The sequence below is a fragment of the Trinickia diaoshuihuensis genome, from assembly GCF_003390925.1.
Classification (GTDB): domain Bacteria; phylum Pseudomonadota; class Gammaproteobacteria; order Burkholderiales; family Burkholderiaceae; genus Trinickia; species Trinickia diaoshuihuensis.
Genome location: NZ_QUBS01000026.1, coordinates 59,732 through 83,604, shown reverse-complemented (window position 1 = coordinate 83,604; position 23,873 = coordinate 59,732). Strand labels below are relative to the sequence as shown.

Annotated in this window: 19 protein-coding genes and 1 pseudogene; 9 read left to right on the top strand and 11 right to left on the bottom strand. The window is 63.1% G+C overall.

Annotated features, from left to right (window positions below):
• The 7 genes from rbsD to DXT59_RS07455 all read right to left on the bottom strand — a co-directional run bounded on the left by rbsD (window position 1) and on the right by DXT59_RS07455 (window position 7,391).
• Window positions 1-408: a D-ribose pyranase gene (rbsD, locus tag DXT59_RS07485; RefSeq protein WP_116136288.1), complete on the bottom strand. Its 408-nt coding sequence runs from the start codon at window positions 406-408 to the stop codon at window positions 1-3.
• A gap of 12 nt (window positions 409-420) precedes the next feature.
• A complete protein-coding gene (gene rbsK / locus DXT59_RS07480) occupies window positions 421-1,374 on the bottom strand; it encodes a ribokinase (protein ID WP_240324438.1) in 954 nt (317 codons plus the stop codon).
• Window positions 1,371-2,408, bottom strand: coding sequence for a LacI family DNA-binding transcriptional regulator (locus tag DXT59_RS07475; protein WP_116136286.1), 1,038 nt, complete (start codon window positions 2,406-2,408; stop codon window positions 1,371-1,373). Before DXT59_RS07475 ends, rbsK begins: the two co-directional genes overlap by 4 nt.
• A gap of 28 nt (window positions 2,409-2,436) precedes the next feature.
• Entirely contained in the window at window positions 2,437-3,435 is a 999-nt protein-coding gene (locus tag DXT59_RS07470; RefSeq protein ID WP_116136285.1) for an ABC transporter permease, read from the bottom strand.
• Window positions 3,432-4,997, bottom strand: coding sequence for a sugar ABC transporter ATP-binding protein (locus DXT59_RS07465; RefSeq protein ID WP_116136284.1), 1,566 nt, complete (start codon window positions 4,995-4,997; stop codon window positions 3,432-3,434). Before DXT59_RS07465 ends, DXT59_RS07470 begins: the two co-directional genes overlap by 4 nt.
• Before the next feature lie 71 nt (window positions 4,998-5,068).
• Entirely contained in the window at window positions 5,069-6,028 is a 960-nt protein-coding gene (locus tag DXT59_RS07460; RefSeq protein WP_116136283.1) for a sugar ABC transporter substrate-binding protein, read from the bottom strand.
• Between the two features lie 229 nt (window positions 6,029-6,257).
• The gene (locus DXT59_RS07455) at window positions 6,258-7,391 is read right to left on the bottom strand and encodes an NHL repeat-containing protein (protein WP_116136282.1); all 1,134 of its coding nucleotides are present in this window, start codon (window positions 7,389-7,391) and stop codon (window positions 6,258-6,260) included.
• 427 nt (window positions 7,392-7,818) lie between these two features.
• Here DXT59_RS07455 and DXT59_RS07450 point away from each other — a divergent pair, with 427 nt between their 5' ends.
• Window positions 7,819-8,715 (top strand): LOG family protein, encoded by an 897-nt coding sequence (locus tag DXT59_RS07450; RefSeq protein ID WP_116136281.1) that lies wholly within the window; start codon window positions 7,819-7,821, stop codon window positions 8,713-8,715.
• Window positions 8,716-8,719: 4 nt separating this feature from the next.
• Here DXT59_RS07450 and DXT59_RS07445 read toward each other — a convergent pair whose 3' ends face one another.
• Window positions 8,720-8,932: a DUF2964 family protein gene (locus DXT59_RS07445; RefSeq protein ID WP_240324437.1), complete on the bottom strand. Its 213-nt coding sequence runs from the start codon at window positions 8,930-8,932 to the stop codon at window positions 8,720-8,722.
• A gap of 254 nt (window positions 8,933-9,186) precedes the next feature.
• On the opposite strand from DXT59_RS07445, the pseudogene DXT59_RS07440 reads away from it, so the two are divergent.
• The 4 genes and pseudogenes from DXT59_RS07440 to DXT59_RS31435 all read left to right on the top strand — a co-directional run.
• Window positions 9,187-10,164: pseudogene (locus tag DXT59_RS07440) on the top strand (bifunctional enoyl-CoA hydratase/phosphate acetyltransferase); the annotation flags it as partial.
• A 269-nt stretch (window positions 10,165-10,433) separates the two neighbouring features.
• Entirely contained in the window at window positions 10,434-11,765 is a 1,332-nt protein-coding gene (locus DXT59_RS07435; RefSeq protein WP_240324436.1) for a sensor histidine kinase, read from the top strand.
• Entirely contained in the window at window positions 11,766-12,065 is a 300-nt protein-coding gene (locus tag DXT59_RS31110) for an ATP-binding protein (protein WP_338065158.1), read from the top strand.
• Between the two features lie 354 nt (window positions 12,066-12,419).
• Window positions 12,420-12,545, top strand: coding sequence for a hypothetical protein (locus DXT59_RS31435; RefSeq protein WP_275895767.1), 126 nt, complete (start codon window positions 12,420-12,422; stop codon window positions 12,543-12,545).
• A gap of 74 nt (window positions 12,546-12,619) precedes the next feature.
• On the opposite strand, the gene DXT59_RS07430 is transcribed toward DXT59_RS31435, so the two are convergent.
• The 3 genes from DXT59_RS07430 to DXT59_RS07420 all read right to left on the bottom strand — a co-directional run bounded on the left by DXT59_RS07430 (window position 12,620) and on the right by DXT59_RS07420 (window position 16,720).
• Window positions 12,620-13,696, bottom strand: a complete 1,077-nt coding sequence (locus DXT59_RS07430) for an NHL repeat-containing protein (RefSeq protein WP_205417388.1) — start codon at window positions 13,694-13,696, stop codon at window positions 12,620-12,622.
• 286 nt (window positions 13,697-13,982) lie between these two features.
• Window positions 13,983-15,368, bottom strand: a complete 1,386-nt coding sequence (locus DXT59_RS07425) for an NCS2 family permease (protein WP_116136278.1) — start codon at window positions 15,366-15,368, stop codon at window positions 13,983-13,985.
• Window positions 15,369-15,694: 326 nt separating this feature from the next.
• Complete coding sequence (locus tag DXT59_RS07420) at window positions 15,695-16,720, bottom strand: aldo/keto reductase (RefSeq protein ID WP_116136277.1); 1,026 nt, start codon at window positions 16,718-16,720, stop codon at window positions 15,695-15,697.
• Window positions 16,721-16,913: 193 nt separating this feature from the next.
• Between DXT59_RS07420 and DXT59_RS07415 the strand changes: the two genes are divergently transcribed.
• The 4 genes from DXT59_RS07415 (at window position 16,914) to DXT59_RS07400 (ending at window position 23,872) form a co-directional block, all read left to right on the top strand.
• Window positions 16,914-18,320 (top strand): GGDEF domain-containing protein, encoded by a 1,407-nt coding sequence (locus tag DXT59_RS07415; RefSeq protein ID WP_116136276.1) that lies wholly within the window; start codon window positions 16,914-16,916, stop codon window positions 18,318-18,320.
• A 254-nt stretch (window positions 18,321-18,574) separates the two neighbouring features.
• Entirely contained in the window at window positions 18,575-19,390 is an 816-nt protein-coding gene (locus DXT59_RS07410) for an FHA domain-containing protein (RefSeq protein WP_116136275.1), read from the top strand.
• Window positions 19,391-19,397: 7 nt separating this feature from the next.
• Window positions 19,398-23,519: a TOMM system kinase/cyclase fusion protein gene (locus DXT59_RS07405; RefSeq protein ID WP_116136274.1), complete on the top strand. Its 4,122-nt coding sequence runs from the start codon at window positions 19,398-19,400 to the stop codon at window positions 23,517-23,519.
• Window positions 23,519-23,872: a BMA_0021/BMA_0022 family TOMM bacteriocin gene (locus tag DXT59_RS07400; protein WP_116136273.1), complete on the top strand. Its 354-nt coding sequence runs from the start codon at window positions 23,519-23,521 to the stop codon at window positions 23,870-23,872. The genes DXT59_RS07405 and DXT59_RS07400 overlap by 1 nt, the downstream gene beginning before the upstream one ends.
• Window position 23,873: the final 1 nt, after the last annotated feature.

The following is a 23,873-nucleotide window of genomic DNA, read 5'->3' as shown; positions in this document are numbered from 1 at the left end:
TCAGAACGTCACACCCGCCACGAGCATCAGGTTGGCGTAGGGCGTGCATTCGCCCGTACGCACCACGGCGCGCGCGCGATGAGAAAGGCGCTTCAACTCCTCATGCGTCACCACTTGGCGCGCGCCGATTGCCTCGGCCCATTCGCTCGAAACGCGCGACAGCCATGCATCGCCGCGCGCGAGGGTCTCGCTGGCGACGATATGCGATTCGACCTGCATCTCCGTCAACAACACGCGAATCGTCGTCGCGAGATCGGGCACGCCCGGGGTCAACGCGAGATCGATGATCTCGGGCCCCGCGCCGTGCGGAGCGGGCATCCCGGCGTCCGCAACGAGAACCATATCGCCATGCCCCAACGTGGCGACCACGCGCGAAAGCGCGCTATTGAGCAAATCGGTCTTCTTCATCGTCGCTTTCGGTTAGTCGGCCCGGCTCGGAACTTCATGCAAATATGGAATCGAGGTTTGCGCGCCCGCGCGCGTCACCGATAGCGCCGCCGCGGCCTGGCCGAATCGCACCGCCTCGTCGAGCGAGCGCTTCGCGGCCAGCGCCGCGCACAAGCCGCCGACGAACGTATCGCCCGCCGCCGTCGTATCGATCGCATCGACCTTGGGCGCGGGAAAGTGCCTGCCATCCTCGCCTTCGGCGAGCACCAGCACGCCGCGCTCGCCGAGCGTCACGATAACGTTGCGCGCGCCCTGCTGCCGCAAGGCGCGCGCCGCCGCCAGCGCGCTCTCCGGGGAATCCACCGCAACGCCCGACAGCACCGAGGCCTCGCCTTCGTTCGGAATCAGAAAATCGGCGCATTCGAGCCATTCGCGCGGCAGCATCCCGCTCGCCGGCGCGGGATTCAGCACCACGATCCGGCCGTGGCGGCGCGCGGCGCGCATCGCGGCAAATACCGTGTCATCGGGCACTTCCAACTGGCAGACCAGCACGTCGGCTTGCGCGATCGCCGCCTCGTGCGCCGCGATCGCGGCCGGCGTCAGCGCGCCATTGCTACCGGCTACGATGACGATGGCATTTTGCCCGGCATCGTCGACGACGATCATGGCGACGCCGGTCGGCAGCGCGGCATCCGTCGCGATACGATCGCAATCGATACCGTCCTCACGCAAACGCGCGACCAATTGGGCACCGTTCTCGTCGTTGCCGACGCAGCCGATCATCGTGACACGCGCGCCCAAACGCGCCGCGGCCACCGCTTGATTGCCGCCCTTTCCACCCGGCACGTTGGCGAACGAACGCCCGGCCAGTGTCTCGCCCGCGCCCGGCAAGCGCGGCGCGCGAATCACGAGGTCCATGTTGAGGCTGCCGACCACGGTGACGCGTCCCGCCTCTGGCTGCATTGTTGTCGTACTCATCGATGTCATGAGGCAATGTGATTGGATTCATGTCCCGCGGGCGCGCGAAGCCGCGTGCTCGACTCTCGCACGATCAAGCGCGGCTCGATCAACAACGTGCGCGCGGGACCCGATACGGTACCGTTAATACGCTCGAGCAGCGTACCCGCGGCCGCGTCGCCCAGACGCAAGATCGCCTGGCCCACCGTGGATAGCGCCGGGTACACATAGCGGCTCATCTCGACGTCGTCGAACCCGACGATCGAGCAGTCGGCCGGAATGCGCAACCCTCGTTCGGCCGCGGCGCGCAGCGCGCCCATCGCCATCAAGTCATTGCTCGCAAAAATCGCGGTCGGCGCGATCGAATCGAACAACGCACAGGCCGCGGCATAGCCGCCCGGACACGTGAAATTGCCTTCCACGATCGCGCCGGGCAGCACGGGCACGCCGCGCTCGGCCATCGCGCGCTTGAAGCCCGCCACCCGAATCGCGCTGACCGCCGTATCGCTTGCCCCCGCGATGCAACCGATACGCGTATGGCCGAGATCGAGCAGATGATGAGTGGCCATCATCGCGCCGGCCTCGTGATCGATCTGCACGAGGTCGGCATCGAGCCCGGCGATCGGCCGGTCGACGATAACGATCGGCACGCGCACGGCTTTCAGGTCGTCGGCGACCGATTCGTCGTCATCGACGGACGCGACGATCACGCCGTCGATGCGATTCTGGTGCAACGCGCGCAAACACTCGCGCTGCGTCACGAGATTGTTGTCGGAATTGCACAGGAAGACGCAGTAGCCGCGCCGCCTGAGCGACCCTTCGATGCCGCGCGCGAACTCGGCGAAGTACGGGTTCGTGTTGTTCGGCACGACGAGGCCGATCGTCGACGTCGTTTTCGCCTTCAACGAGCGCGCCGGAGCCGAAGGCACGTAATTCATCTCGGCGATCGCCGCCAGGACGCGCTCGCGCTTTTCCTCGCTGACGGGACGCGTGTTGTTCAAGACGTGCGACACCGTCGTGTACGACACGCCTGCTCGCTTGGCTACATCTCGGATAGTCCACATGATCGACTCGCGGCTCGAACGCGCTCGCTCAAGCGCGGCTCGCGCCGCGCCGGCTCCGGTAGGTATCGAGCACCACCGCGATGACGATGACCATCCCGGTGATGATCCGCTTGGTCGGCTCGTTCGCCCCGATCTGTGCGAGGCCTGCCGCCAGTACCGAAATGATCAGGACGCCGAAGAAGGTGCTGATGACCGAGCCGCGCCCGCCCATGAGGCTCGTCCCGCCGATCACGACCGCCGCGATCACTTGTAATTCGATACCCACGCCCGCGTTCGGATCGGCCGCCTCCAGGCGCGATACCTGGAACAGCGATGCAAGACCGGCGAGCGCACCCATCAACGCGAAGACGATCACCTTATAAGGGCGCGGATCGATACCCGCGAGCCGTACCGCGGTCTCGTTCGTACCGATCCCGATCAGGCAGCGGCCGAAGACGGTACGGCGCAATACCAGTTGCGCCACCACCATCACGACCATCGCAATGACGAAGGCCGGCGAAATGCCCGCGGCGAACGGATTGGCCAGCCAATCGAAGGTGCTGCCGATATACGACGTGCGCGAATTCGTCAGTTGGTACGCAAGCCCGCGCGCCATTTCGAGCACGCCCAGCGAGACGATGAACGAAGGAATGCGCCAAGCGACCGTGACAAAGCCCGTCAGACTGCCCGCGAGCGCCGCCACGACGAGTCCCGCGAAGGCCGCGGGCAACGCGCTCCAGTGCCATTGCAGCGCCACGACGCTGACGGCCGACGCGGACAGCGCGAGCACGGAGCCGACCGACAGATCGATCCCGGCGATGATCAACACGAACGTCATGCCGACCGCCATGACGACGAGATCGGGAATCTGATTGGCGATCGTCACGAACGTCTCGTACGTGAAGAAGTGCGAACTGAGCGCGGAAAAAAGCGCGATCATCGCGGCAAGCGCGCCGACGAGACCGAGGTAGCTCGTCAGTTCGAACCGCGTCGCGCTCTTCGCCTTGGGCGCACCCGTGTCGAGGGGCGTATTGGAGGAAATCGTCATGATGCTTCTCTCGTCAATAATGCGTCACGTTTTGCGTAGCCCGAGAACGCCGCGGCCAGCAAATCGTCTTGAGTCCATTCGTCGCGCTCGAAGATGCGCACCAGCTTGCCCGCCGACATGACGCCGATCCGGTCGCAAATGAGCATGAGTTCGCGCAGCTCGCTCGATACGACGACGAGCGCTTTGCCCTTGCGCGCCTCTTCGCCGAGCAGGCTATAAATTTCGAATTTCGCGCCGACGTCGATGCCGCGCGTCGGCTCGTCGAACAACAGCACGTCCGCGTCTCGCTCGAGCCAGCGTCCGATGACGACCTTTTGCTGATTGCCGCCCGAGAGTTCGCCCACCGCCTGCTGCTCGTCGGCACAACGGATGCGCATGGCCTCGATGTGCTGTTTCGCGAGATCTTTTTCGCGTTCGGAGTCGATCCAACCGAAGCGCGAGACGGCATCGAAGTTATTGAGCGCGATGTTCGAGGCGATCGACTGCGTGAGCATGAGCCCTTCGCTTTTGCGATCCTCTGTGATCAGCGCCATGCCGCGCTTGACCGCATCGGCCGGCGAGCCGATCGACACCGGCTTTAGCGGCGTGCCGATCGACACTTCGCCGCCGTCCTTCGCATCGGCGCCGAAGATCGCGCGCAACAGCTCCGTGCGTCCCGAGCCGATCAGGCCGCTGATCCCGAAGATCTCGCCGCTCTTGACCTCGAACGAAACGTCCTGAACCACGGCGCCCCTCGAGAGCTTATCGACGCGCAGCATCGGCGCGCCGATCTTGCGCTCGCCGAGGTCGATCGTCTCGCCGATATCGCGCCCGACCATCTGCGTGACGAGCCGGTCGGTGGTGTAATCGGCGATCGGGCCGACGCTGACGAGCTTGCCGTCGCGCAACACGGCAACGCGCTCCGAGATGCGCGCCAGCTCCTCGAGCCGATGCGAGATATAGACGATCGACACGCCGTCGCGCTTCAATCGTTCGATCTGATGAAACAGCAGATCGACCTCGCGGCCCGTCAGCATCGCCGTGGGTTCGTCGAGGATCAGCACGCGGCAATCGCCGATCAGGTTACGGGCGATCTCGACCAGTTGCTGGTGACCGATCCCGAGTTCGCCGACGGGCGTATCGGGATCGATCGATTCGAGCCCGACGCGCGCCATCGCGACACGGGCGTCTTCACGTAGACGCTTGCGCGAAATCCAACCGATGCCTTTGATGGCGGGCAGGCAATTGAGGAACAAGTTTTCGGCGATCGTCAGCGTGGGCAGCAGGTTCAACTCCTGCATGACCATTCGCACGCCGAGCGCCTCCGCCTCGCGGCGGCTCGCGGGCGCATACGGCTGCCCGCGATAATGCATGACCCCGCTGGTGGGCTCGACCAGGCCGCTGACGATCTTCGACAGCGTACTCTTGCCCGCGCCGTTTTCCCCCGTGAGCGCGAGCACCTCGCCCGCGTTCAACGTGAGGTCGATGCCCGCGAGCACGGGCACGGCGTACGTCTTGCCGACTCCGCTGACCGTCAGCACCGGACCGTTGCTCGGCGCGGCGGCCGTTGATACTGCTTTCATGCACTCTCCCTTCGCAAGCGCACCAGCGCGAAGGCCGATTCCGTTGTTCCGGCCTGACGACGACAGCGAACTTACTTCTTGACGACGAGTTCGACCGGCGTTTCGACGAGACTCGACAGATCGCTTTGCTTCTTATGCCCGCGGATGGCCTTGAGCGCCGTGTCGATGCCGAATACGGCCTGCTTGGCGGCGAACTGATCGACCGTGGCCAACACGCGGCCGTCGGCCAGCATGGGTTTGACGGCGGCGATGTTGTCGTAGCCGATGACGGCCACTTTCCCCGCGCGGCCGGCCGCGCGAACCGCCGCAACGGCGCCGAGCGCCATATTGTCGTTGCCGCACAGCAGCGCCTTCAGATTCGGATCCGCGTTGAGCATCGAGGAAGCCACCGCGTTGCCTTTGTCGATTTCCCAATCGCCCGACTGGACCGAAACGACCTTCATGCCCGCCGCCGCCATCGCGTCCTTGAAGCCGGCCGTGCGCTGCTGGGCGTTCGTCGTGGTGGAGACGCCCTCCACGATACCGACCTCGTCACCCCTGCTCAGCTTCGCCGCGAGATAGTCGCCGGCCAGGCGTGCGCCCTTGCGATTGTCCGGACCGACGAACGGTACCGTGAGGCCCTTGGACTTCAGCACGTCGGGGTCGAGGCGGTTGTCGATGTTCACGACGATGATGCCCGCGTCGATCGCTTTCTTGACGACCGGCACCATGGCCTTCGAATCCGCCGGCGCGATCACGATGGCATCGACCTTCGATACGATCATTTGATCGACGATGCGGATCTGTGCGGCCGTATCGGTTTCGTCCTTGATGCCGTTCGAAATCAAGTCGAAGTCGGCGGCGTGCTGCTTTTGGTAATCCTTCGCGCCGTCTTCCATCGTCAAGAAGAACTCGTTCGCGAGGGATTTCATGATCAGCGCGACCTTCGGCTTATGGGCCGCGTCTTGCGCATAGGCGCCAACCGGCAGCATGGCGGCGGCAGCCAACCCGATACATGCGGCCAGCACGCGGCGACGGACGGGGGTCTTCATAGGGTGTCTCCTGAAAATCGTTCGATTTGGTTATCGTTGCGGCTGCCTGCTGGTTTTCCCGCAACCGGTTGCGCAACCGGTTGCGCAACAAAAATCGTCCAAATGACGAGAAAATCACGCGCGCAACCGGTTGCGGATCGAATGTTCGAGGAGACGTTTCGTAAAGTCAACCGTTCGTTGTTGTGCGGTGCGCCATGGCCGGCGCACCGTTGCTGCCGCCCTTCACCGTTTATTGAGGCGCGCCGAACGGACTCGCGAGGGAATCCGCCGCGGGCAAGGCGTCGAAACCAGCGTGAGCCGGTATCACGGCAATGTAGTTGGGATTGCGAAACGCCGGTCCCTGTTTCGGGTTTCCCGAATCGCTGAACAACCCACGGTGGCCCGTCCGAAGGTCGACGCAGTACAGGCTGATCCCCAAGGTGTTCGGGTTCACAGCGGCCACGACGGCATGCCGCGGCCCAACCACCGCCGCCCCCCAAAGGTAATTGCCGACGGGCCCCTCGGCAGGGTCGTCGAAATTGCTGACGACGGTGCGATTCCCTGTTTTCGGATCCACGCGCACGAGCAGATCGCCTTGCGAGCCCATCGTGTCAACGAGAATCGCACCGTCGGGTTCCACGGCGAGGCCGACGTTGGGGTCCACGCCGGTTAGGCCCTGCGCCGGGTTGGTAAAGTCGCTCACTAGCGACCGATGGCCCGTGACCGGATCGACGCGATAGATCGCGGACTCGCGTTGCGGATCGAGATTGGGAATATCGGCCGTGTCGATCAGAATCGCTTCCCGGCCGTCGTGATTCTCGTCTCGTGCGCGGGGCTCCAACGTGAGATCGGTAATCGAACAGCATGAGAGATCGCCGCCTTGGCTTGCATTGCTCAAATCGGAAACGATGGTGCGTGTGTCGTTCCAAGGTGCGACGCGAAGTACGCTAGTCGGGAAGCCTTGATGCAAGGCCGTCACCACTTCGCCGAACGAATCCACCGCGACGCCGAAACCGACGAAGCCGCCACGGTAAGCTCCGCGACTGAAATCGCTCACGAGTTTGCGCTGGCCGGTGCGAGGATCGACGAGAAAAATGCCCCGGGTGCCGGCCGTGACGAAGATCCGGCCGTGACGAACGGCCACGCCTGAAAACGTTGCTTGCCCCGTGAGCACGGGACCTTGCGCCGCGTCGTAGAAGTCGCTGAGGACAGTGCGCTTCCCGCTATGCCGATCGACGACGATCAATGTGTTCGCGCTGACGTCGGTCACCAGGACGTCGCCCGCTTTCAGCTCGGCCGCATGCGTAACCCCATTTGCGAAGCATAGTCCGCTCAAAAGCGCGAGACCGCTCGCGAGCGTTCGGAGCGTATCGCTCGCCGGCATGAAGGGCTCGCGTCTATTTGAAAAATATCTCCCCTGCATCACTGCCCAATTGACTAGATTTCTCATCGCTTTACTCCTTCCCATGTTATCTATCGTTACAGGACGGGCATAAACGATCCCCGCGATCCAACATTAGGCAATAGAATTTCGACGAATAATCAATTTTTCCAAAGCTATGCAAAATCCGCGCTTTAATACAGATAAGCACGCCAATTCAAATCAACGACGACGCAATTGCCGCCACCAGGAGATCGACACCAACGGCTCATGCATCATGCGCTGCCGAGGCGGAGCAGGCCGCGATGCACGGAATGCCTCCATCAATCACGCGCGCCGTTGATTTGCATCATCGAGGAGCGACGATTCGAGCGGATGATGAGACGACGAACATCCCATCGGCCTACCCGCCGTCGCCTAGAGACACGCCATGATCGAGCGGTCGGAACACCAAATCCAAACCGAAGACGAAAGCGAGACCGAAGCGCAAGCGTCGCGGCGAGTCGATAGCCTCATGGCAAGCGCGAGCTTCCGGCAAGCCGACGAGGACCGGGCGTTTATCATGCGTCCAGACATGTGCGCCGTGCGCTTGCAACTCGACTTTTGGAAAACCGAAGAGAGTTTGCAGCGCCATGGCATCGAGCATACGGTGGTCATCTACGGCAGTACTCGCCTGATCGAGCCGCAAGCCGCCCGGCAACGGTTCGAGCTTGCCGAACAAACGCTTGCATGCGCACCTTCGGATACCGGCTGCGCCCGCGAAGTCGATGCGGCGAAGCGCTTGCTCGACACAAGCCGGTTTTATTCGATCGCTCGCGAATTCGGCCGGCTCGTGGGCAGCCGGAGCGCGACCGCCCTGCTTCCGAAACTCGCTGTCGTAACGGGCGGCGGCCCCGGCATCATGGAGGCAGCCAACCGCGGGGCGTTCGAATCCGGCGCGCCCAGTATCGGTTTGAATATTTCACTGCCTCGCGAACAGCGCCCGAATGCCTACATCAGCCCCGACCTGTGCTTCAAGCTGCACTACTTCGCCATTCGCAAAATGCACTTGCTCGAGCGCGCCAAGGCTGCCGTCTTCTTCCCCGGCGGCTACGGCACCTGCGACGAACTGTTCGAAGTGTTGACGCTGTTGCAGACGGGTAAGATCGCACCGCTTCCCGTGGTACTCGTGGGAGAACGATATTGGCGGCGGGCAATCGATTTCGACTTCTTGGTCGATGAAGGAATGATCGCGGCGAACGATGTCGGCCTATTCGCTTATGCCGAATCCGCCGAGGGAATCTGGCAAGCCGTTTCGGAGTGGTACGGCAAGGGCAAGGGGCCCTGACCAGTCACTCATGATGCCCCTCGTGCGACTCGTCATCCATACGGGAGCGCGGATTGAGCAGCAACACAAATCCGGCCACGCCAGAGATCACAGCCGCTATGCCGTAGCGCAAAAAGCTGTCTTGGTCGAACACCAGGCCTCGGATTGCGACGAAAATGCCCGAAATTGCGACGAATATCGAAAAGGTTGCAAATGCAACTCGGTACTTCGCGCGCATGATCGTACTCCTCTTATCCAACAAGACACGACCACCCCGTTCGGGTGGCGCATCGCATCGACGCGTGATGCGTCGACGTCTATCGTCCGCTCAAACGCGAACGAGCGATTGATATGCATCAATCGTTAGCGGTTGCGTCGTTCGTATGATGTTGACGTTCGCCTGCCTGGCGAGCGCCTAACGCGAGCATCCCGACGCAACGAGATCGAACCATGGAAAACACGGACGAAAACCTATTGCGCGAGCGCCTTGCCGACAAATCGCCCGGCGCGGATTCAGCAACGCACCATCACGATCGCTACGAGGCTTTCATCCGCGATGCGCGGCGGCACCCCGCGCTACGCACTGCGATCGTTCATCCTTGCTCGCCCGAGGCGATCAGGGCGGCGGTGGAGGCCCGTGAGGCAAACCTGCTCGACCCCATCCTGGTCGGTCCGGAGCCCAAGATTCGCGCGGCCGCGAGCGCGGCCGGGCTCAGCCTCGAAGGCATGACCATCGAGCCGGTCGAGCATAGCCATGCGGCGGCGGCCCGCGCCGTCGAGCTGGGGGTGTGCGGCAAAGTCGCCGCCTTGATGAAAGGCAGCTTGCATACCGACGAATTGCTCTCGGCCGTAGTCGCGCCTGGGTCGGGGTTACGCACCGAACGGCGCATTAGTCACATCTACGCGATGAACATACCGGCCTATCCGAAGCCGCTCGTGATTACCGATGCGGCCATCAACATTGCCCCCACGCTCGAACAAAAGCGCGACATTTGCCAGAACGCTATCGACTTTCTGCGGGCGATGGGTGTCGAGGAGCCGCGCGTCGCCGTCTTGGCCGCTGTCGAAACAGTCAATCCCAAGATGCCGTCCACGCTCGATGCGGCCGCGCTGACCGTCATGGCCAAACGCGGACAAATCACCGGCGGCCTCGTGGACGGCCCGCTCGCCTTCGACAATGCCGTGAATCCAGCGGCCGCGAAAACGAAAGGGATCGTCTCGCCCGTCGCGGGCCAGGCCGACATTCTGCTGATGCCCGACCTCGAGGCCGGCAACATGCTGGCCAAGCAACTGATGTATTTTGCGGGCGCCGACGGGGCGGGCCTCGTGCTCGGCGCCCGCTTGCCGATCATTCTCACCAGCCGGGCCGATTCGCTGCGAGTGCGCCTGGCATCGGCGGCGCTCGCCAAACTATTGGCGGAACGCACATCGAGATCGCCTTCGAGCGAAACGGCGATCGAGCGAGCGTGACGATCGACTTGCGCCGGTCTTTGAATCACTTCGCATAAAGATGGGAATCTAGCGCCGGCCGCCTTTCAAATCGCAAGTCCTTGACTATACTTCTTATGGTCCGGCGAATCCCGCAATTGCAGGCGGGGCACTCGAGCCCACGCAATTAGACTATCGATCGGCTCGCCGTTGCAGCTTCGATCCTGCTTCCGATGCGAAACGCCGCGCGGCGAGCCACGGCCGCGCCTTGCTCTCGAAGGACACGTCGTTATGACGCTCGTGACAATTCCATGAACGCGCTCGCGGGATTTTTCACCTCGCCCGGATTCATGCCGCACGGCTATTGCTTTCATTGGTCGGCGGGACTGCTTTGGACTTACGTCGGCGCGGATGCGGTCATTGCGTTGTCGTACTACTCGATACCGATTGCGCTTTGGACCTTTGCGCGACGCCGACCGGAATTGCCATTCAGTTGGCTGTTTCTTATGTTCGCTCTATTTATCCTCGCCTGCGGTACGACGCATCTCACCGCCATTTTGGATATATGGCAGGCCGCGTATTGGCTCGATGCAAGCATCAAGACAATCACGGCGATCGCTTCGCTCGCCACCGCGATCGTCGTCTGGCCGCTCATCCCAAAGGCACTCGCCCTGCCGAGTCCCATGCAACTCAAAGCGGCGAACGACGAACTCCTGCGCGAAATCGCCGCGCGGCGCGAGACCCAGGCAGAGCTTCAAGTCCTCAATCGCGAATTGGAGCTTCGCGTCGCCGAACGCACCGCCGAAGTCGAGCATGTGGCCGACTCCGTCCGTCAAAAAAGCGAGGCGCTCGAAGAGGCGTTGCAATCGCTGCGCGACAGCGAGACGCGCTTTCGGACCACCTTCGAACAAGCCGCGGTGGGCATTGCGCATGTAGGAACGAGCGGCCGTTGGCTCCGCGTCAATCAGAAATTGTGCGACATCGTCGGTTACACCCGCGAGGAGTTGCTGACCAAGACTTTTCAAGATATCACCCACCCTGACGATCTCGACACCGATCTCGCGCAGATGCGGCAGGTTCTCGACGGACGGCTCCACACTTACACGCTTGAAAAGCGCTATCTGCGCAAAGACGGGAGCGAGTTTTGGATCGAATTGACGGTCGCTTTGGTCCGTGACGAAGCCGGCCTGCCGGACTATTTCATTTCCGTGGTGGCCGACATCAGCGATAGAAAGCGCGCCGAAGAGGCGCTGCGCATTTCGCGCGAAGAGTTGCGGCACCTGTCCGCGCATATTTTGCAGATCCGCGAGGAGGAAAACCGGCGGATCGCCCGCGAACTGCACGATGATTTCGCACAAAAACTGAGCGCGCTGAAGATGGCGATCGCGACGATGGAGGATGCGATAACCGATCCTTCATCGGATCCGTCTGCCCTGCCTCATCCCGACACGGCCTCCGCGCTCGTCGATAAACTCATCGATTCGGTGCGGCAAATCGCGGCTGAGCTTCGCCCCGCCATGCTCGACGATCTGGGACTCATTGCCGCGATCGACTGGTTGACGAATGAGTTCTCGAGACGCTTTAACGTTCGCGTCGACCACCATATCGACGAGCATGCGATTCGCTTCAACCGGGCGGGGTGAATCGAACTCTTTCGCATCGTTCAGGAGGGGCTGGCGAACGTGGCGCGGCATTCGGGTGCGACCGAAGTCGTGCTCGACCTTGCGTGCGACGACGCACATTGCGTACTGATGATCGCCGATAACGGACGCGGCGCCGCCTTCGACCAACACACGGCGCTGCGTTCTTTCGGCTTGCTCGGCATACGGGAGCGAGCCGCGCTCCTGGGCGGCGATGTCGAAATCCGCACGGCGCCGGGGTCGGGATTCAAGTTGACGGCGACATTGCCGCTTGCCGTCATCGAAGCCGAGGAGGTGCAGTGACGCATCCACTCACCGCCGGGCTCGACGTTTCATCGATGCGACGCTTTCTTGGCCGCCCGCACGCAGGTTGCCCGGCTCCGTATTTTAGGAAAGCTGGCGTCGAACCGCGACCGGATTAGGGATCGCGGGCAAAGCGGATGTATTGCTTTGAAGGCCGCCGCCGCTTAGCCCGTTGCGCAAACCCGCCCAGTATCGAGCCACGTTTCGACGAAGATACGTTCAGCCTATCGGTTTGCTCTTTTACGCGCGCTTAAGCCGCGCTATGGCGCATCGCGCTTGAATTGCGCGCCGATGGCATAGCATCTGCTCTACGTTGGCCACACCTCACGATCCCCCTTTGTGAGGAGGCCAAACATGAAATATTTCTTGATTGCTTTATTGAGCACGCCGGTCGTGCTCGCCTATGACCTTAGGCCGGCCGAAATGCGCGAAGCGTTTTTTCAAGCGCTGCGCTTCGTGCTGGCGTACGTCACGAGTTAGCGGAGGATGGCGTCGTCTTGCCGCGCCTGATCGCGGGCGGGCGGCGAAGCCATCCTCCGATGCGAGCGGAGCTTTTACGAGTGCGTTGCGACGATCTTACGGATCGCGTTGTTCAGCGTATCGGCCACGTACACGTTTCCGGCCGCGTCGACGGTCAGCCCCTCCGGATTGTAAAACGCGGCCGCCGTGCCCTGCCCGTTCGTCAACGCTTGCGCGCCCGAGCCGGCGAGCGTGGTCACGTTCCCCGCCGCATCTATCTTGCGGATGAGGTTATTGCCCGAATCCGCCACATAGACGTTTCCGCTCGCATCGACGGCGATCGCCTCCGGTTTGTTGAACGAGGCGGCCGCGCCTTGGCCGTTCGCCGCACCCTGGGCGCCCGATCCGGCAATCGTCGTGACGTTCCCGTTCGCATCGATCTTGCGAATCAGGTTGTTGCCCGAATCGGCGATGTAGAGATTTCCGCTCGCATCGACGACGATGCCATGCGGCGCATTGAACGACGCGGTCGCGCCCGCGCCGTTCGCCGAACCCTGGGCGCCGGAGCCGGCGAACGTCGTGACGTTGCCGCTCGGATCGATCTTGCGGATGAGATTGTTGCCGTCGTCGGCGACGAATAGGTTTCCGCTCGCATCGACGGTGATACCAGTCGGGAAATTGAACGATGCGGCCGTGCCGTGGCCGTTGGTCGAGCCCCCGGCGACCGAGGCAGTGCCCGCGATCGTGGTCACGTTCCCGCTCGTATCGATCTTTCGGATCGTGTTATTGCCCGAATCGGCCACGTACAGCGTGCCGTTCGAAGCAAGCGTGAAGCCGTTCGGAAAATCGAATTTCGCCGCGACACCGTTGCCGTCGACATTGCCGGCGACGCCCGCTCCAGCCACCGTGGTGACGTTCCCGCTCGCGTCGATCTTGCGAATCAGATGGTTGCCCGTATCGTTGACGTAGATATTGCCCGCCGCATCGACGGCCACGTCGCACGGATCGTTGAACGTCGCCGTCGCGGCCGGCCCGTTGGCGGCGCCCCACGTCCCCGTTCCCGCCACGGTGGATACCTGCTCGACGGTGACGCTCGGGGCAGCCGTACCGCCCGAAGAAACACCGACCGCACTGTTCCCGCCGCCGCACGCGGCCAGCGAAAACGCGATCACGGCAGCCGCGGCGAATTCGCCGGTACGACGGAAACTGTGAAAACGAATGCCGGCCAAAACGCCGCATTGCGCGACGCACCGAACGATTGAACGACCGCTTTGCATCTTTCTAGGCCCCGGAATAGCAAGTGGTTATTAAAAGAGTTCTTGGACTCATTGAGAGAGCGGAATATAGCATCGTCTTTCGCGCTTGGTGACGCCTTTGTCGAAACCGACGCGGCTTCACCACGACGGGATTGACAAAACGCGGACAAAACGCCTTGGGCGAGGCCCGTGACAAACCGCATTAGATGGCCCAGCCACCTAGGTAAAAAGCAACCAGCACGACGGCAATCGACACGGTACCGACATTGAGCTTGCGGAACTCGCCGCCGACCACGCGCCCGATCACGAGCGTCGCGAAGCCGAGCATGATGCCCGTCACGATATTGGCCGTCAGCACGATGAACACGGCGGTCACGAGACCCGACATCGCGTCGACCCTGTCGTCCATATGCAGCTTGCTCACGTTCGAGAGCATCAGCAGGCCGACGTACATCAACGCGGGTGCCGTCGCATACGAGGGGACGAGACCCGCGACCGGCGAGAAGAACATCACGACCAGAAACAGCAGGCCGACCACCGCGGCGGCCAAGCCCGTCTTGGCGCCCGCGGCCACGCCGACGCTCGATTCGATATACGCGGCCGCCGGTGCGCCGCCGAGAAAACCCGAGAAAATCGAACTCAACGAATCGGCCGTCAGTGCGCGGCCGCCGTTGACGATGCGGCCCGTATCGTCGAGTTGGCCTGCCTGCCCCGCCACGGCGCGAATCGTGCCCGTTGCGTCGAACACGGCCGTCATGACGAGTGCGAAGACGCTCGGCAGCACCGCCATCGATAACGCTCCCTTGATGTTCATCGCACCGATCAGTGAAGCATGCCCGGGCGCACTCAGCGAAGGCAATGCGAACACGCCGTGGAATTTCACGCTCGGATCGAGCGCAAGTCCGATCGCCGAGAGTCCGACGACGACGAGCAAAATGCCGCCCGGCACGCGGCGTTTTTCGAGCCCGAAAATCGCGGCTAAACCGATCACCGACATCATCACGGGAAACGCGCTGACGTGTCCGAGCGCAACCGGCAAACCGCCGCCTGGGTTCTTGACGACGAGGCCCACGTCGTTCGAGGCGATCAGCAGCAAAAACAGCCCGATGCCGATACCGGTACCGTGCGCGACACCCGAGGGCAAATTGCGCAAGATCCATGAACGCACCCCGGTGACGGAGATCGCGGTAAAAACCAGGCCCATCAGGAAGACCGCGCCGAGCGCCACCGCGGGCGAAATGCCTTTGCCGAGCACGAGGCCGAATGCGGTGAATGCCGTCAGCGAGATCGCGCAACCGATGGCAATCGGCAGTTTCGCCCAGAGCCCCATCAGCAGCGAACCGAAGGCCGTCGTGAGACAGACGGCGACGAAGACCGCGCTCGTATCGAAGCCGGCTTTGCCCAGCATGCCCGGGACGACGAACACCGAATAGACCATGGCTAGGAAGGTCGTGATACCGGCCACGATTTCGCGGCGCTGCGTGCTGCCTTGCGCGGAAATTCCGAAGTATCGATCGATGACACCCGTCGGGCCGAACGCCTGTCTTGCGCCGACGCCGACGGCCGGCTGCGCGGGGGTATCACTCATGAGCTTGCTCCTTTATCAGCATGCTGAAACGGCAACGGCAGCCGTCGTCAGGTTTGTCTCGTCTCTAATAGGTTTGGCTTGGGTTTGGCTTGCTCGCCAAGGCACTTCGCCGTTGCGAAGGTTAGATGAAGGCCCATGACGGGCCTATCGGGAGGAGGACATGCAGCACATGTCGCAGCGCATATATCCGCATGAAACCGGGGTTTCATTGCCGCGAACCGCGTGTTTACGCCTAGTGTGAAACCGTGATGACGATTATTTGGCCGCGCGATGAATGCGGGACGGCGCGGCGGCGCGGTACGCCGCCGCCTGCCTGCTTGGCCGCGTTAAACCGGAGACGGATTGCGCTCCGCAAACCCTTCCTGGTGCCAGTACGGGTAGACCGGACGCACCTTGCTCGCTTCATCGAGTCGCGCGACTTGTTCGGCGGTTAGATTCCAGCCGACCGCGCCCAAGTTCTGCCGCAGTTGCTCTTCATTACGTGCGCCGATCAGAACCGTCGAAACCGTCGGGCGCTGAAGCAGCCAATTGAGCGCGATCTGGGGAACGGTCTTGCCGGTCTCTTCGGCAATGGCGTCCAGTGCATCGACGACACGATAAAGATACTCGTCGGGCACCGGCGGGCCGAAGTCGGCCGTCTTATGCAGCCGGCTGACTTCGGGCACCGCCTGGCCACGGCGGATCTTGCCGGTTAGCCGCCCCCATCCGAGCGGGCTCCAAACGACCGCCCCCACGCCTTGGTCGAGCCCGAGCGGCATCAACTCCCACTCATAGTCGCGGCCGATCAGCGAGTAATAGGTCTGGTTCGCGACGTAACGCGGGTAGCCATAGCGATCCGCCACGTCGAGCGACTTCATCAGATGCCAGCCGGAAAAATTCGACACGCCCGTGTAGCGAATCTTGCCCGCGCGCACGAGATCGTCGAGCGTCGACAATACTTCCTGCACCGGCGTCTTCGCATCGAAACCATGCAGTTGAAACAAATCGATGTAGTCGGTCTGAAGCCGTTTGAGCGAGGCGTCGATCGTCTTGATGAGATGATGGCGCGACGACCCGACGTTGTTCGGCTCGTCGTCGAAGCGAAACGTCGCTTTTGTCGAGACGAGCACTCGATCGCGACGCCCTTTCAGCGCCTCGCCGAGAATCGATTCGGACGCGCCGCGCGAATAGATGTCGGCCGTATCGAACATCGTTACGCCGGCGTCTAGACAAATATCGATCAGCCGGCGCGCCTCCGAAACATCGGTTTCGCCCCATGCCTTGAATAATTCGCCCTGACCGCCGAACGTGCCGGTTCCGAAACTGAGCGCCGGGACCTTCAATCCCGACGCGCCGAGATGCCGATATTCCATGGTGCCCCCTTTAGGAAGAACGAAGACCTAGGCTACCGCAATCGAGGCAACCGTGCTCGCGAAGACCGCGGGATTTCCCGTACGCCAAATCCCGCGCCCGAACATTTTGTTTACGACCCCTTAAGCCCCAGGCGATCGCGCCGTTATATCGGTTGACCGTGTCTGCTTCAGTCCCCTAGATTCGCGGCCCTTTATGCTGAAAACCGATTTACCCGACGACGATGCGATACGCGCCTCGGCTCTAACGAGCGGCGACGCAACGCCGGCTCAGCCTAGCCCCGCCGCACAGTTCTATATCGATCCGGAACTGGTCACGCTCGCGCTGACGGGAAGCGGGACAGGGCTTTGGGACCGCGATATCGTCACCGGCGAAATTCGATACTCGCCCGCTTGGAAGGCGATGCTCGGCTACGGGCCGCACGAACTGAGCAATCGAATCGAGGACGCCTACGTTCGGGTTCACCCCGACGATCTGGCCTACGTGCGCGCGACGATGCAAGCGCACTTCGACAGCAAAACCGACAATTACGTCGTCGAGCATCGCATTCGATGCAAGGACGGCTCGTACAAGTGGATATGCAGCCGCGGCAAAGTCATCAGCCGCGACAGCGAAGGCCGTGCGCAACGCATGATCGGCACCAGCACCGACATTACGGCGTTGCGCGAAACGGCGGCGAACCTGCAGCACACGATCGACTTGATTACGAACCTGACGAACGAGGTGCCCGGACTCGTCTTTCAGTATCGGCAAAGCGCGGACGGTCGAGGTTCGATCCCTTACGCGAGCGACGGCATTCGCGAGATCTACGAACTAGCGCCCGATGACGTGGCGCACAACGACGATGCAATTGAAGCGCGCATCGATCCACGCGATCTGCAAACGTTCCGGCAATCGCTGCTGGATTCGGCCTCGCACTTGACGCCGTGGCACTTGGAATACCGCGTGAACTTGCCGCGACAAGGATTGTGCTGGCGCCAAGGCGATGCTCGTCCGCAGCGGATGGCCGACGGCGGTACGCTATGGCACGGATTCATCATGGATGCCACCGAGCACAAGCGGATCGAAGCCGAGTTGCACGAACTCGCCACCATCGATCACTTGACGCAGCTTTCGAACCGGCGCCATTTCATGGCGCAAAGCGAGGCCGAGCTTGCACGCATGCGTCGCGTGGATGGCGAGATCGCCGCGATGCTCATGTTCGACCTCGATCACTTCAAGTTACTCAACGATCGCTGGGGACATGCGCTGGGCGACCGCGCGCTAAGCGCTTTTGCCGGCATGCTGCGCGCCGAGGCACGTACGGGCGACTTAGTCGGCCGTATCGGCGGCGAGGAATTTGCCGCTGTATTGCCCGGCGCATCCACGGAGGATGCCGCGCGGTTCGCGCGCCGCGTGCAGCAGCGCCTTGAGGATTCACCGCTGATGAGCGGCGGTACCCGCATCGCGCTAACCGTCAGCATTGGTATCGACAGCATGCGGCCGGCCGATCACGGGGCGACGCAGGCGCTTTCGCGCTGCGACAAGGCGCTGTATACCGCCAAGGAGCGTGGCCGCAATCGAATGGAAGTTTACGAGGAGAGCTCGAAATATAGGGATTGATACGAGGCGAATAAATCAGCCCTTTATCGCCTTATTCGAACGCGCCCTGAAAAACACGCCAAGCGAAGAGCGCGCTAAAAGATAGAGAAAGATGGACCATCCTGTAGGCGAAACGCATTGCGCGCAATTACACCTTGCCGACGGGTCCGGACTTTCCTATGATCAAATCCCATCTATAAAGATTTCGTCGAATGCACTGACGTAGCCGCCCATGCGCGCGGCGCGGCCCGCGCGTTCATCAAGGGCGTAGCTAAATGGCGATTCTGATAAGCGAGCTGACGGGGCAATCGTGCTTGCTGAGGGCCAATCATGTCCTCGGCCGGGATTCGAATCGCTGTGACACCGTTATCGCACTCCCCTTTGTCTCGCGCATTCATGCCACCATCCGCTGGAAATCCCCGCGCTGGGAATTGCATGTTCATGGCCGTAACGGGGCGCTGATCGGCGGCAGGTTCGTCGGCGAAGGCGGCTATGCCGTCTTGCAGATCGGCGACGTCATTCGTTTCGGCAGCCCTGCTTGCACGCCTTGGCACGTGGACAATCTCGATGCGCCCGACGACGGTCCGGCGGCCGATACCACCGCGGCGCTGCCTCGCCCCATTGCGTTCGAATCGATCGCCCAACGCATCGAATGGCATGTGAGCCGCGACGAGGAACACGTCTCGGCGAGGCTCTATACGCGCGGCGCGGCGCTAGACCTCGGCATGCGCGCGCATCACTACTGCTTGGTCACGCTTGCGCGAAAGCGTTATGCGCATGCGCTGGCGGGGTACGACAACGCCTCGCAAGGATGGATCGAGTTGGAGCTGCTGGCGCACATGCTCGGTCTCGACCTCTCGCATGTCAACGTACAGATTCATCGTGCGCGGATGCAATTGGGCGCCGTACTGACTCCCGGTTCGCCGGAGCTCGTCGAGCGACGGCGCGGCGGCGTTCGTTTCGGCGCGCTGCCGTTCAGTATCGTGCGAGCCGGTATCGTCGAATGCCAATCGCCGGTGGACGATTTCCCTCAGAGCGAGGCGGCGCCGTCACCCACGGTATCCGAGCTCATGCGCGCGCCGGCAAGCTGAGCCCGTCATGCCGCGCGCTCTTGCCCCCGTTGGCGCCATACCGGGTCATACCGGTATGCCGGAAGCGGTATCCGCCCCGCCCGGTCCCGATGCGTCCGAGTTCGAACTCGCGGGAACGCACCGCTATCGAATCGGCGCGCCGCTCGGCGAGGGCGCGACCGGCGTCGTGTACGAAGCGTGGCGCCTTGACACCGGCGAACGCGTGGCCGTCAAACTGCTGCGCGAGAACGCCACGCGCGACGCCGACGAGCGCATGCGCTTGCGCGCTCGTTTCAAACGCGAGACGCAGCTCTGCGCACGTCTTGCGCATGCCAATATCGTCGCGCTGCTCGATAACGGCGAGACGGCCGATGGCCGGCTCTTCGCGGTGTTCGAACATGTCCCGGGCCACACCTTGCGCGCGATGCTTGCGGCCGGCGGTCCGATACCGGCCGAGACAGCGGGTCATTTGATGGCGCAAGTGCTCGATGGACTCGCCCATGCGCATCGCGGCGGCGTCGTGCATCGAGACTTGAAGCCGCAGAACGTGATGGTCACGCACCTCGACGGCGCGCTGCATGCCAAGATCCTCGACTTCGGCATCGGTACACTGCTCCCGAACGCCGGGCTCGGCGACGAGCTCACGCTCACGCGGACCGATGAAGTGCTGGGCTCGCCGCGATACTGCTCGCCCGAGCAATTGCGCGGCGAACCCCCTACCGCCAAGAGTGATCTATACGCGTGGGGCTTGGTCGTCATCGAATGTCTGACGGGGCAGCCGGTCATGCAAGGCTCCACCGTGGCCGAGATTCTGTATCAGCAATTGAGCCCCGTCGATGTCGCGTTGCCGCCCGCGATCGCCGCGCATCCGCTCGGTGCCGTCTTACGCGAAGCGCTCAATAAGGATCCGAAGCAGCGCGCCGAATCGGCGGAAGCGCTGGCAGCCCGCTTTCGCAGCGTGCATTTCGCCGCGCTCGTCGGCGTGCTGCGCTATCGTCCCGCTCGCCCCGCTCGTTCCGCTCCTCCCTCTCATCGCGCCGCGTCCGCTTTGCCTCGGCCCGAGCCCGTCGTACCCGCAGCGCCGACGCCCGCCGCGGCCGAGTGCCGTCAGGTCATCGCGCTGTGTTGCAGCGTGTCCATCACCGCGGACGAACCCGGTGATACGCAGGGTGCGCTATCCGAATCGCTGGAGGCATATCAAGCGCAATGGCTCACGCGCTGCACCGATATCGCCATCCGTTATGGGGGACACGCGGCCGGTACGCTTGGCGAGCTATTACTGTTTTACTTCGGCTACCCCGATGGCATCGATCGGCCCGCCCAACGCGCGTGCCGCGCCGCCTTGGAAATGACGCGGCAGGCGTCGCAGGCGGGCGGACAGACCGGAGCGCACGAAGCGCAACCGATGCCGGGCGGGGGCGGGACCGCCATGGCGCGCGTGGAGATCGCCGCGGCGATCCACGCCGGTACGATCGCCTCGCAGGCCGGCACGATGCACGGCGGAATCACGGCGAGCGCGGTCGTACGTTTGCAGCGAATGGCACAGGCGGGACATATCCTGCTCAGCGAGCACGCCGCACGTCGCGTCGAGCGCCACGTCGATTCGGTATCGCTGCCGCTTCGCTTCGCGCTGCCCGGCGCACCGCCGCAGCCCGTGTACGAATTGCTGGGCGAGCGCTACGAACATGCCCCGTTCGACGCACTCGAGCATGGCGCCGCGCATCCGATGGTCGGCCGCGAGCGTGAATTCGCCGCTTTGATGCGCGCTTGGGAAAGCGCGCGGCTCGATATGCGCGCAAGTGCAAACGCGCGGCGCATGACGCTCGTCGTCGGCGAAGCGGGCATGGGCAAGTCGCGCCTCGTGCACGAACTGCGCGAAGCCGTGCGCTCGAGCGGCCACGGCTATGCCGATTGCGCCTGCCTGCCCGATCAGACCAACCACGCGCTCGCGCCGCTCCTTCGCTTCGTCAAGGCCCGTTGGCACCTGGACCTCGACGATGCCGGCGGCGCCGATCCGTTGCTTGCACTCGAGCAAGTCATCCAACTCGACGAAAGCGAGCGCGCCGCGGCCCGCGCGACGCTGTCGGCGTGGCTCGGCCGGCCGCTCGCGGCCGACCTCACGCGCTGGTCCGGCGCGCGCCAGCAACAAGCGCTGTTCGACATGCTGCGCCAGCTTCTGGTATCCCTAAACCCCGAGGGCCCCGTATTGCTGATCGTCGAAGACGTGCAATGGATCGACGACCTCTCGATCGCGTTCCTCGATGCGCTCATGCGGCATCCCTCGTCGGCGCGCTTTTGCGTCGTGCTCACGTCAAGACCCGACGAGCTCGATCGATGGCGGCATCGAGCCGAGTCTCTCCGGCTCCGGAAACTGTCGCGCGCCGCCGCCTTGGAACTCGCCACGGCGCTGACGCCGGGCGCGTACACGGACCCGGCCTCGCTCGATCGTCTCGTGCGGCGAGCGGACGGTATCCCGCTCTTCGTGGAAGAACTCGTGCGCGAACTGGAATCGCGCGGCGCGTTCGACGGCAGCGCCGAGACCGACGCGGCCACCGTCGCCGCCGAGGCGGATCCGCTTCCCGGCAGCCTGCGCGAAGTGCTGGAACTCGCGCTCGAACGCGTGGACGGCGCGCGCGATACGGTCCAGCTCGCCGCCACGATCGGCTTGGAGTTCGATGCGCACTTGCTGACGAGCGCCTCGCCGCATGGTGCGACGATCGTCGAGGACGATCTTCGGCGCTTGCTCGAAGGCCGCATTCTGTACGCGCAGCATCGCTTGAGCGGCGTCGCGTACGTGTTTCGGCATGCTTTGTTACGCGATGCGGCTTATGAATCGATGCCCGCCGCCTCGCGGCGAACCTGTCATCTTCGAATCGCAAGAGCGCTGGCGCAGCCGTCGGACGAGACCGATTCGGCCGAGCGCTGCGCCGCTATCGCGGGCCATTTCGCACGTGCGCTGGCGTTTTCCGAGGCCGTTCCGTTCGGGATGGCCGCCGCCCGGCGCTCCCTCGAGCGCGCGTTGCACGACGACGCCATTCATTACGCGCGCATCACGCGCAAATGGCTGAGCCAGTGCGACTACGCGGGACATGACCACGATGGCGTCGCGCTCGACCTTACGCTCTCGCACGCGCTCATGGCCCGTTACGGATGGGGTGCGCCGCAGGTACGCGAAGGTGCGGACAGAATGCACGCGCAGGCGGCGATGCTCGAGGATCCGACGCTGGCCGGCAGCGCGCTATGGACCGTCGCTTTGTACCACCATGTTGCCGGCGAGCGGGCCGAGTCGCACCGCGTCGGGACGCAACTGACGCAACTGGCGACCACCTCGCGGCGAGACGACCTCGCCGTGGTGGCCGATACGATTTGCGGCATGAACTATTGGGTCGACGGCGAATACGGCAAGGCTCGAACCGCTCTGGAAACCGCCCTCGCGGCCCATTGCCCCGCGCGCGATCACGACCATCGGCGCGTGTTCGGGCTCGATACGCGGGCATGGGCCATGTCCGCGCTGGCGGGCGTCGTGTGGTGCATGGACGGCGATAGCGCCCGCGCGGTCAAGCAAGCGATCGACGCGGTGTGTGCCGCCACGTGCAGCGATCACTTGCCCACGATCGGCGTGACGATGATGTATCTCGGACGCATGCAGCACTGGGCAGGCGATCGCGAAGGCGCCCGCGTGACGTCGTCGGCCATCATGGGCCTGTCCAGAATTTACGGACTGAACGCCGTCGAGCGCTATGCGGCGATCTTGCAAGCATGGTGCGTCGACGATCGGGAGACGGCGATCGAGAACGTGAACGCGCTCAAGCGGACGGGCTGCATGCTCGGTCTGAGCTTCTATGCGTCGCTCGTCGCCGAGCTGGACGTGCGACGCGACGATTATGCCCATGCGCTCGTCGTGCTCGACGAGTGCCTTGCGTTGTGCGAATCGACGGGCGAGCGCTATTACCTGCCGCAGTTGCTCATCATGAAGGCCCGATCCCTGCGAGAGCAACGCGATGACGCATCTTTGTACGCCGCTCGAGAAAGCTGTTTGCGAGCAATCGATGCGGCCCGCCGGGGGGCGATGTGGCACATCGCCGACATAGCGCAGAGTGAACTGCGCACGCTGCACGAAGCAGCTTATTCAACCACTGGAGAAGCGTAATGACCACATCGACGATATTGCCGTCCTACGATCAGTTTCTTGAGTTTCGAGCCGTCATCATCGAAGCGATTGCCCTCGCCTGGCGCGATGCGGATTTTCTAGGCGAACTGCGCAAAGACCCCAAGCAAGCGCTCAAAGACCAATTCGGCTACGAATACCCCGCCCAAGTCAATCTAAAGGTGAACAACAATACCTCGACTTGGCTGCCCGATTTGACAGGCGGCTGGAAAACCAATCAGCTCAATGCGCTCGAACTGGTTTTACCGCCGGCGCCGGCACCCGATCAGATGACGGTCGCGCTCGCCGCATACAACGCCAAACACCTCAATCCCATCTCAGCCACGGAGCGTTGAC

Coding starts and splice junctions, on each gene's coding strand:
- rbsD (WP_116136288.1), bottom strand. CDS start 408: ATGAAGAAGACCGATTTGCTCAATAGCGCGCTTTCGCGCGTGGTCGCC.
- rbsK (WP_240324438.1), bottom strand. CDS start 1,374: ATGACATCGATGAGTACGACAACAATGCAGCCAGAGGCGGGACGCGTC.
- DXT59_RS07475 (WP_116136286.1), bottom strand. CDS start 2,408: ATGTGGACTATCCGAGATGTAGCCAAGCGAGCAGGCGTGTCGTACACG.
- DXT59_RS07470 (WP_116136285.1), bottom strand. CDS start 3,435: ATGACGATTTCCTCCAATACGCCCCTCGACACGGGTGCGCCCAAGGCG.
- DXT59_RS07465 (WP_116136284.1), bottom strand. CDS start 4,997: ATGAAAGCAGTATCAACGGCCGCCGCGCCGAGCAACGGTCCGGTGCTG.
- DXT59_RS07460 (WP_116136283.1), bottom strand. CDS start 6,028: ATGAAGACCCCCGTCCGTCGCCGCGTGCTGGCCGCATGTATCGGGTTG.
- DXT59_RS07455 (WP_116136282.1), bottom strand. CDS start 7,391: ATGCCGGCGAGCGATACGCTCCGAACGCTCGCGAGCGGTCTCGCGCTT.
- DXT59_RS07450 (WP_116136281.1), top strand. CDS start 7,819: ATGATCGAGCGGTCGGAACACCAAATCCAAACCGAAGACGAAAGCGAG.
- DXT59_RS07445 (WP_240324437.1), bottom strand. CDS start 8,932: ATGCGCGCGAAGTACCGAGTTGCATTTGCAACCTTTTCGATATTCGTC.
- DXT59_RS07435 (WP_240324436.1), top strand. CDS start 10,434: ATGAACGCGCTCGCGGGATTTTTCACCTCGCCCGGATTCATGCCGCAC.
- DXT59_RS31435 (WP_275895767.1), top strand. CDS start 12,420: ATGAAATATTTCTTGATTGCTTTATTGAGCACGCCGGTCGTGCTCGCC.
- DXT59_RS07425 (WP_116136278.1), bottom strand. CDS start 15,368: ATGAGTGATACCCCCGCGCAGCCGGCCGTCGGCGTCGGCGCAAGACAG.
- DXT59_RS07420 (WP_116136277.1), bottom strand. CDS start 16,720: ATGGAATATCGGCATCTCGGCGCGTCGGGATTGAAGGTCCCGGCGCTC.
- DXT59_RS07415 (WP_116136276.1), top strand. CDS start 16,914: ATGCTGAAAACCGATTTACCCGACGACGATGCGATACGCGCCTCGGCT.
- DXT59_RS07410 (WP_116136275.1), top strand. CDS start 18,575: ATGGCGATTCTGATAAGCGAGCTGACGGGGCAATCGTGCTTGCTGAGG.
- DXT59_RS07405 (WP_116136274.1), top strand. CDS start 19,398: ATGCCGCGCGCTCTTGCCCCCGTTGGCGCCATACCGGGTCATACCGGT.
- DXT59_RS07400 (WP_116136273.1), top strand. CDS start 23,519: ATGACCACATCGACGATATTGCCGTCCTACGATCAGTTTCTTGAGTTT.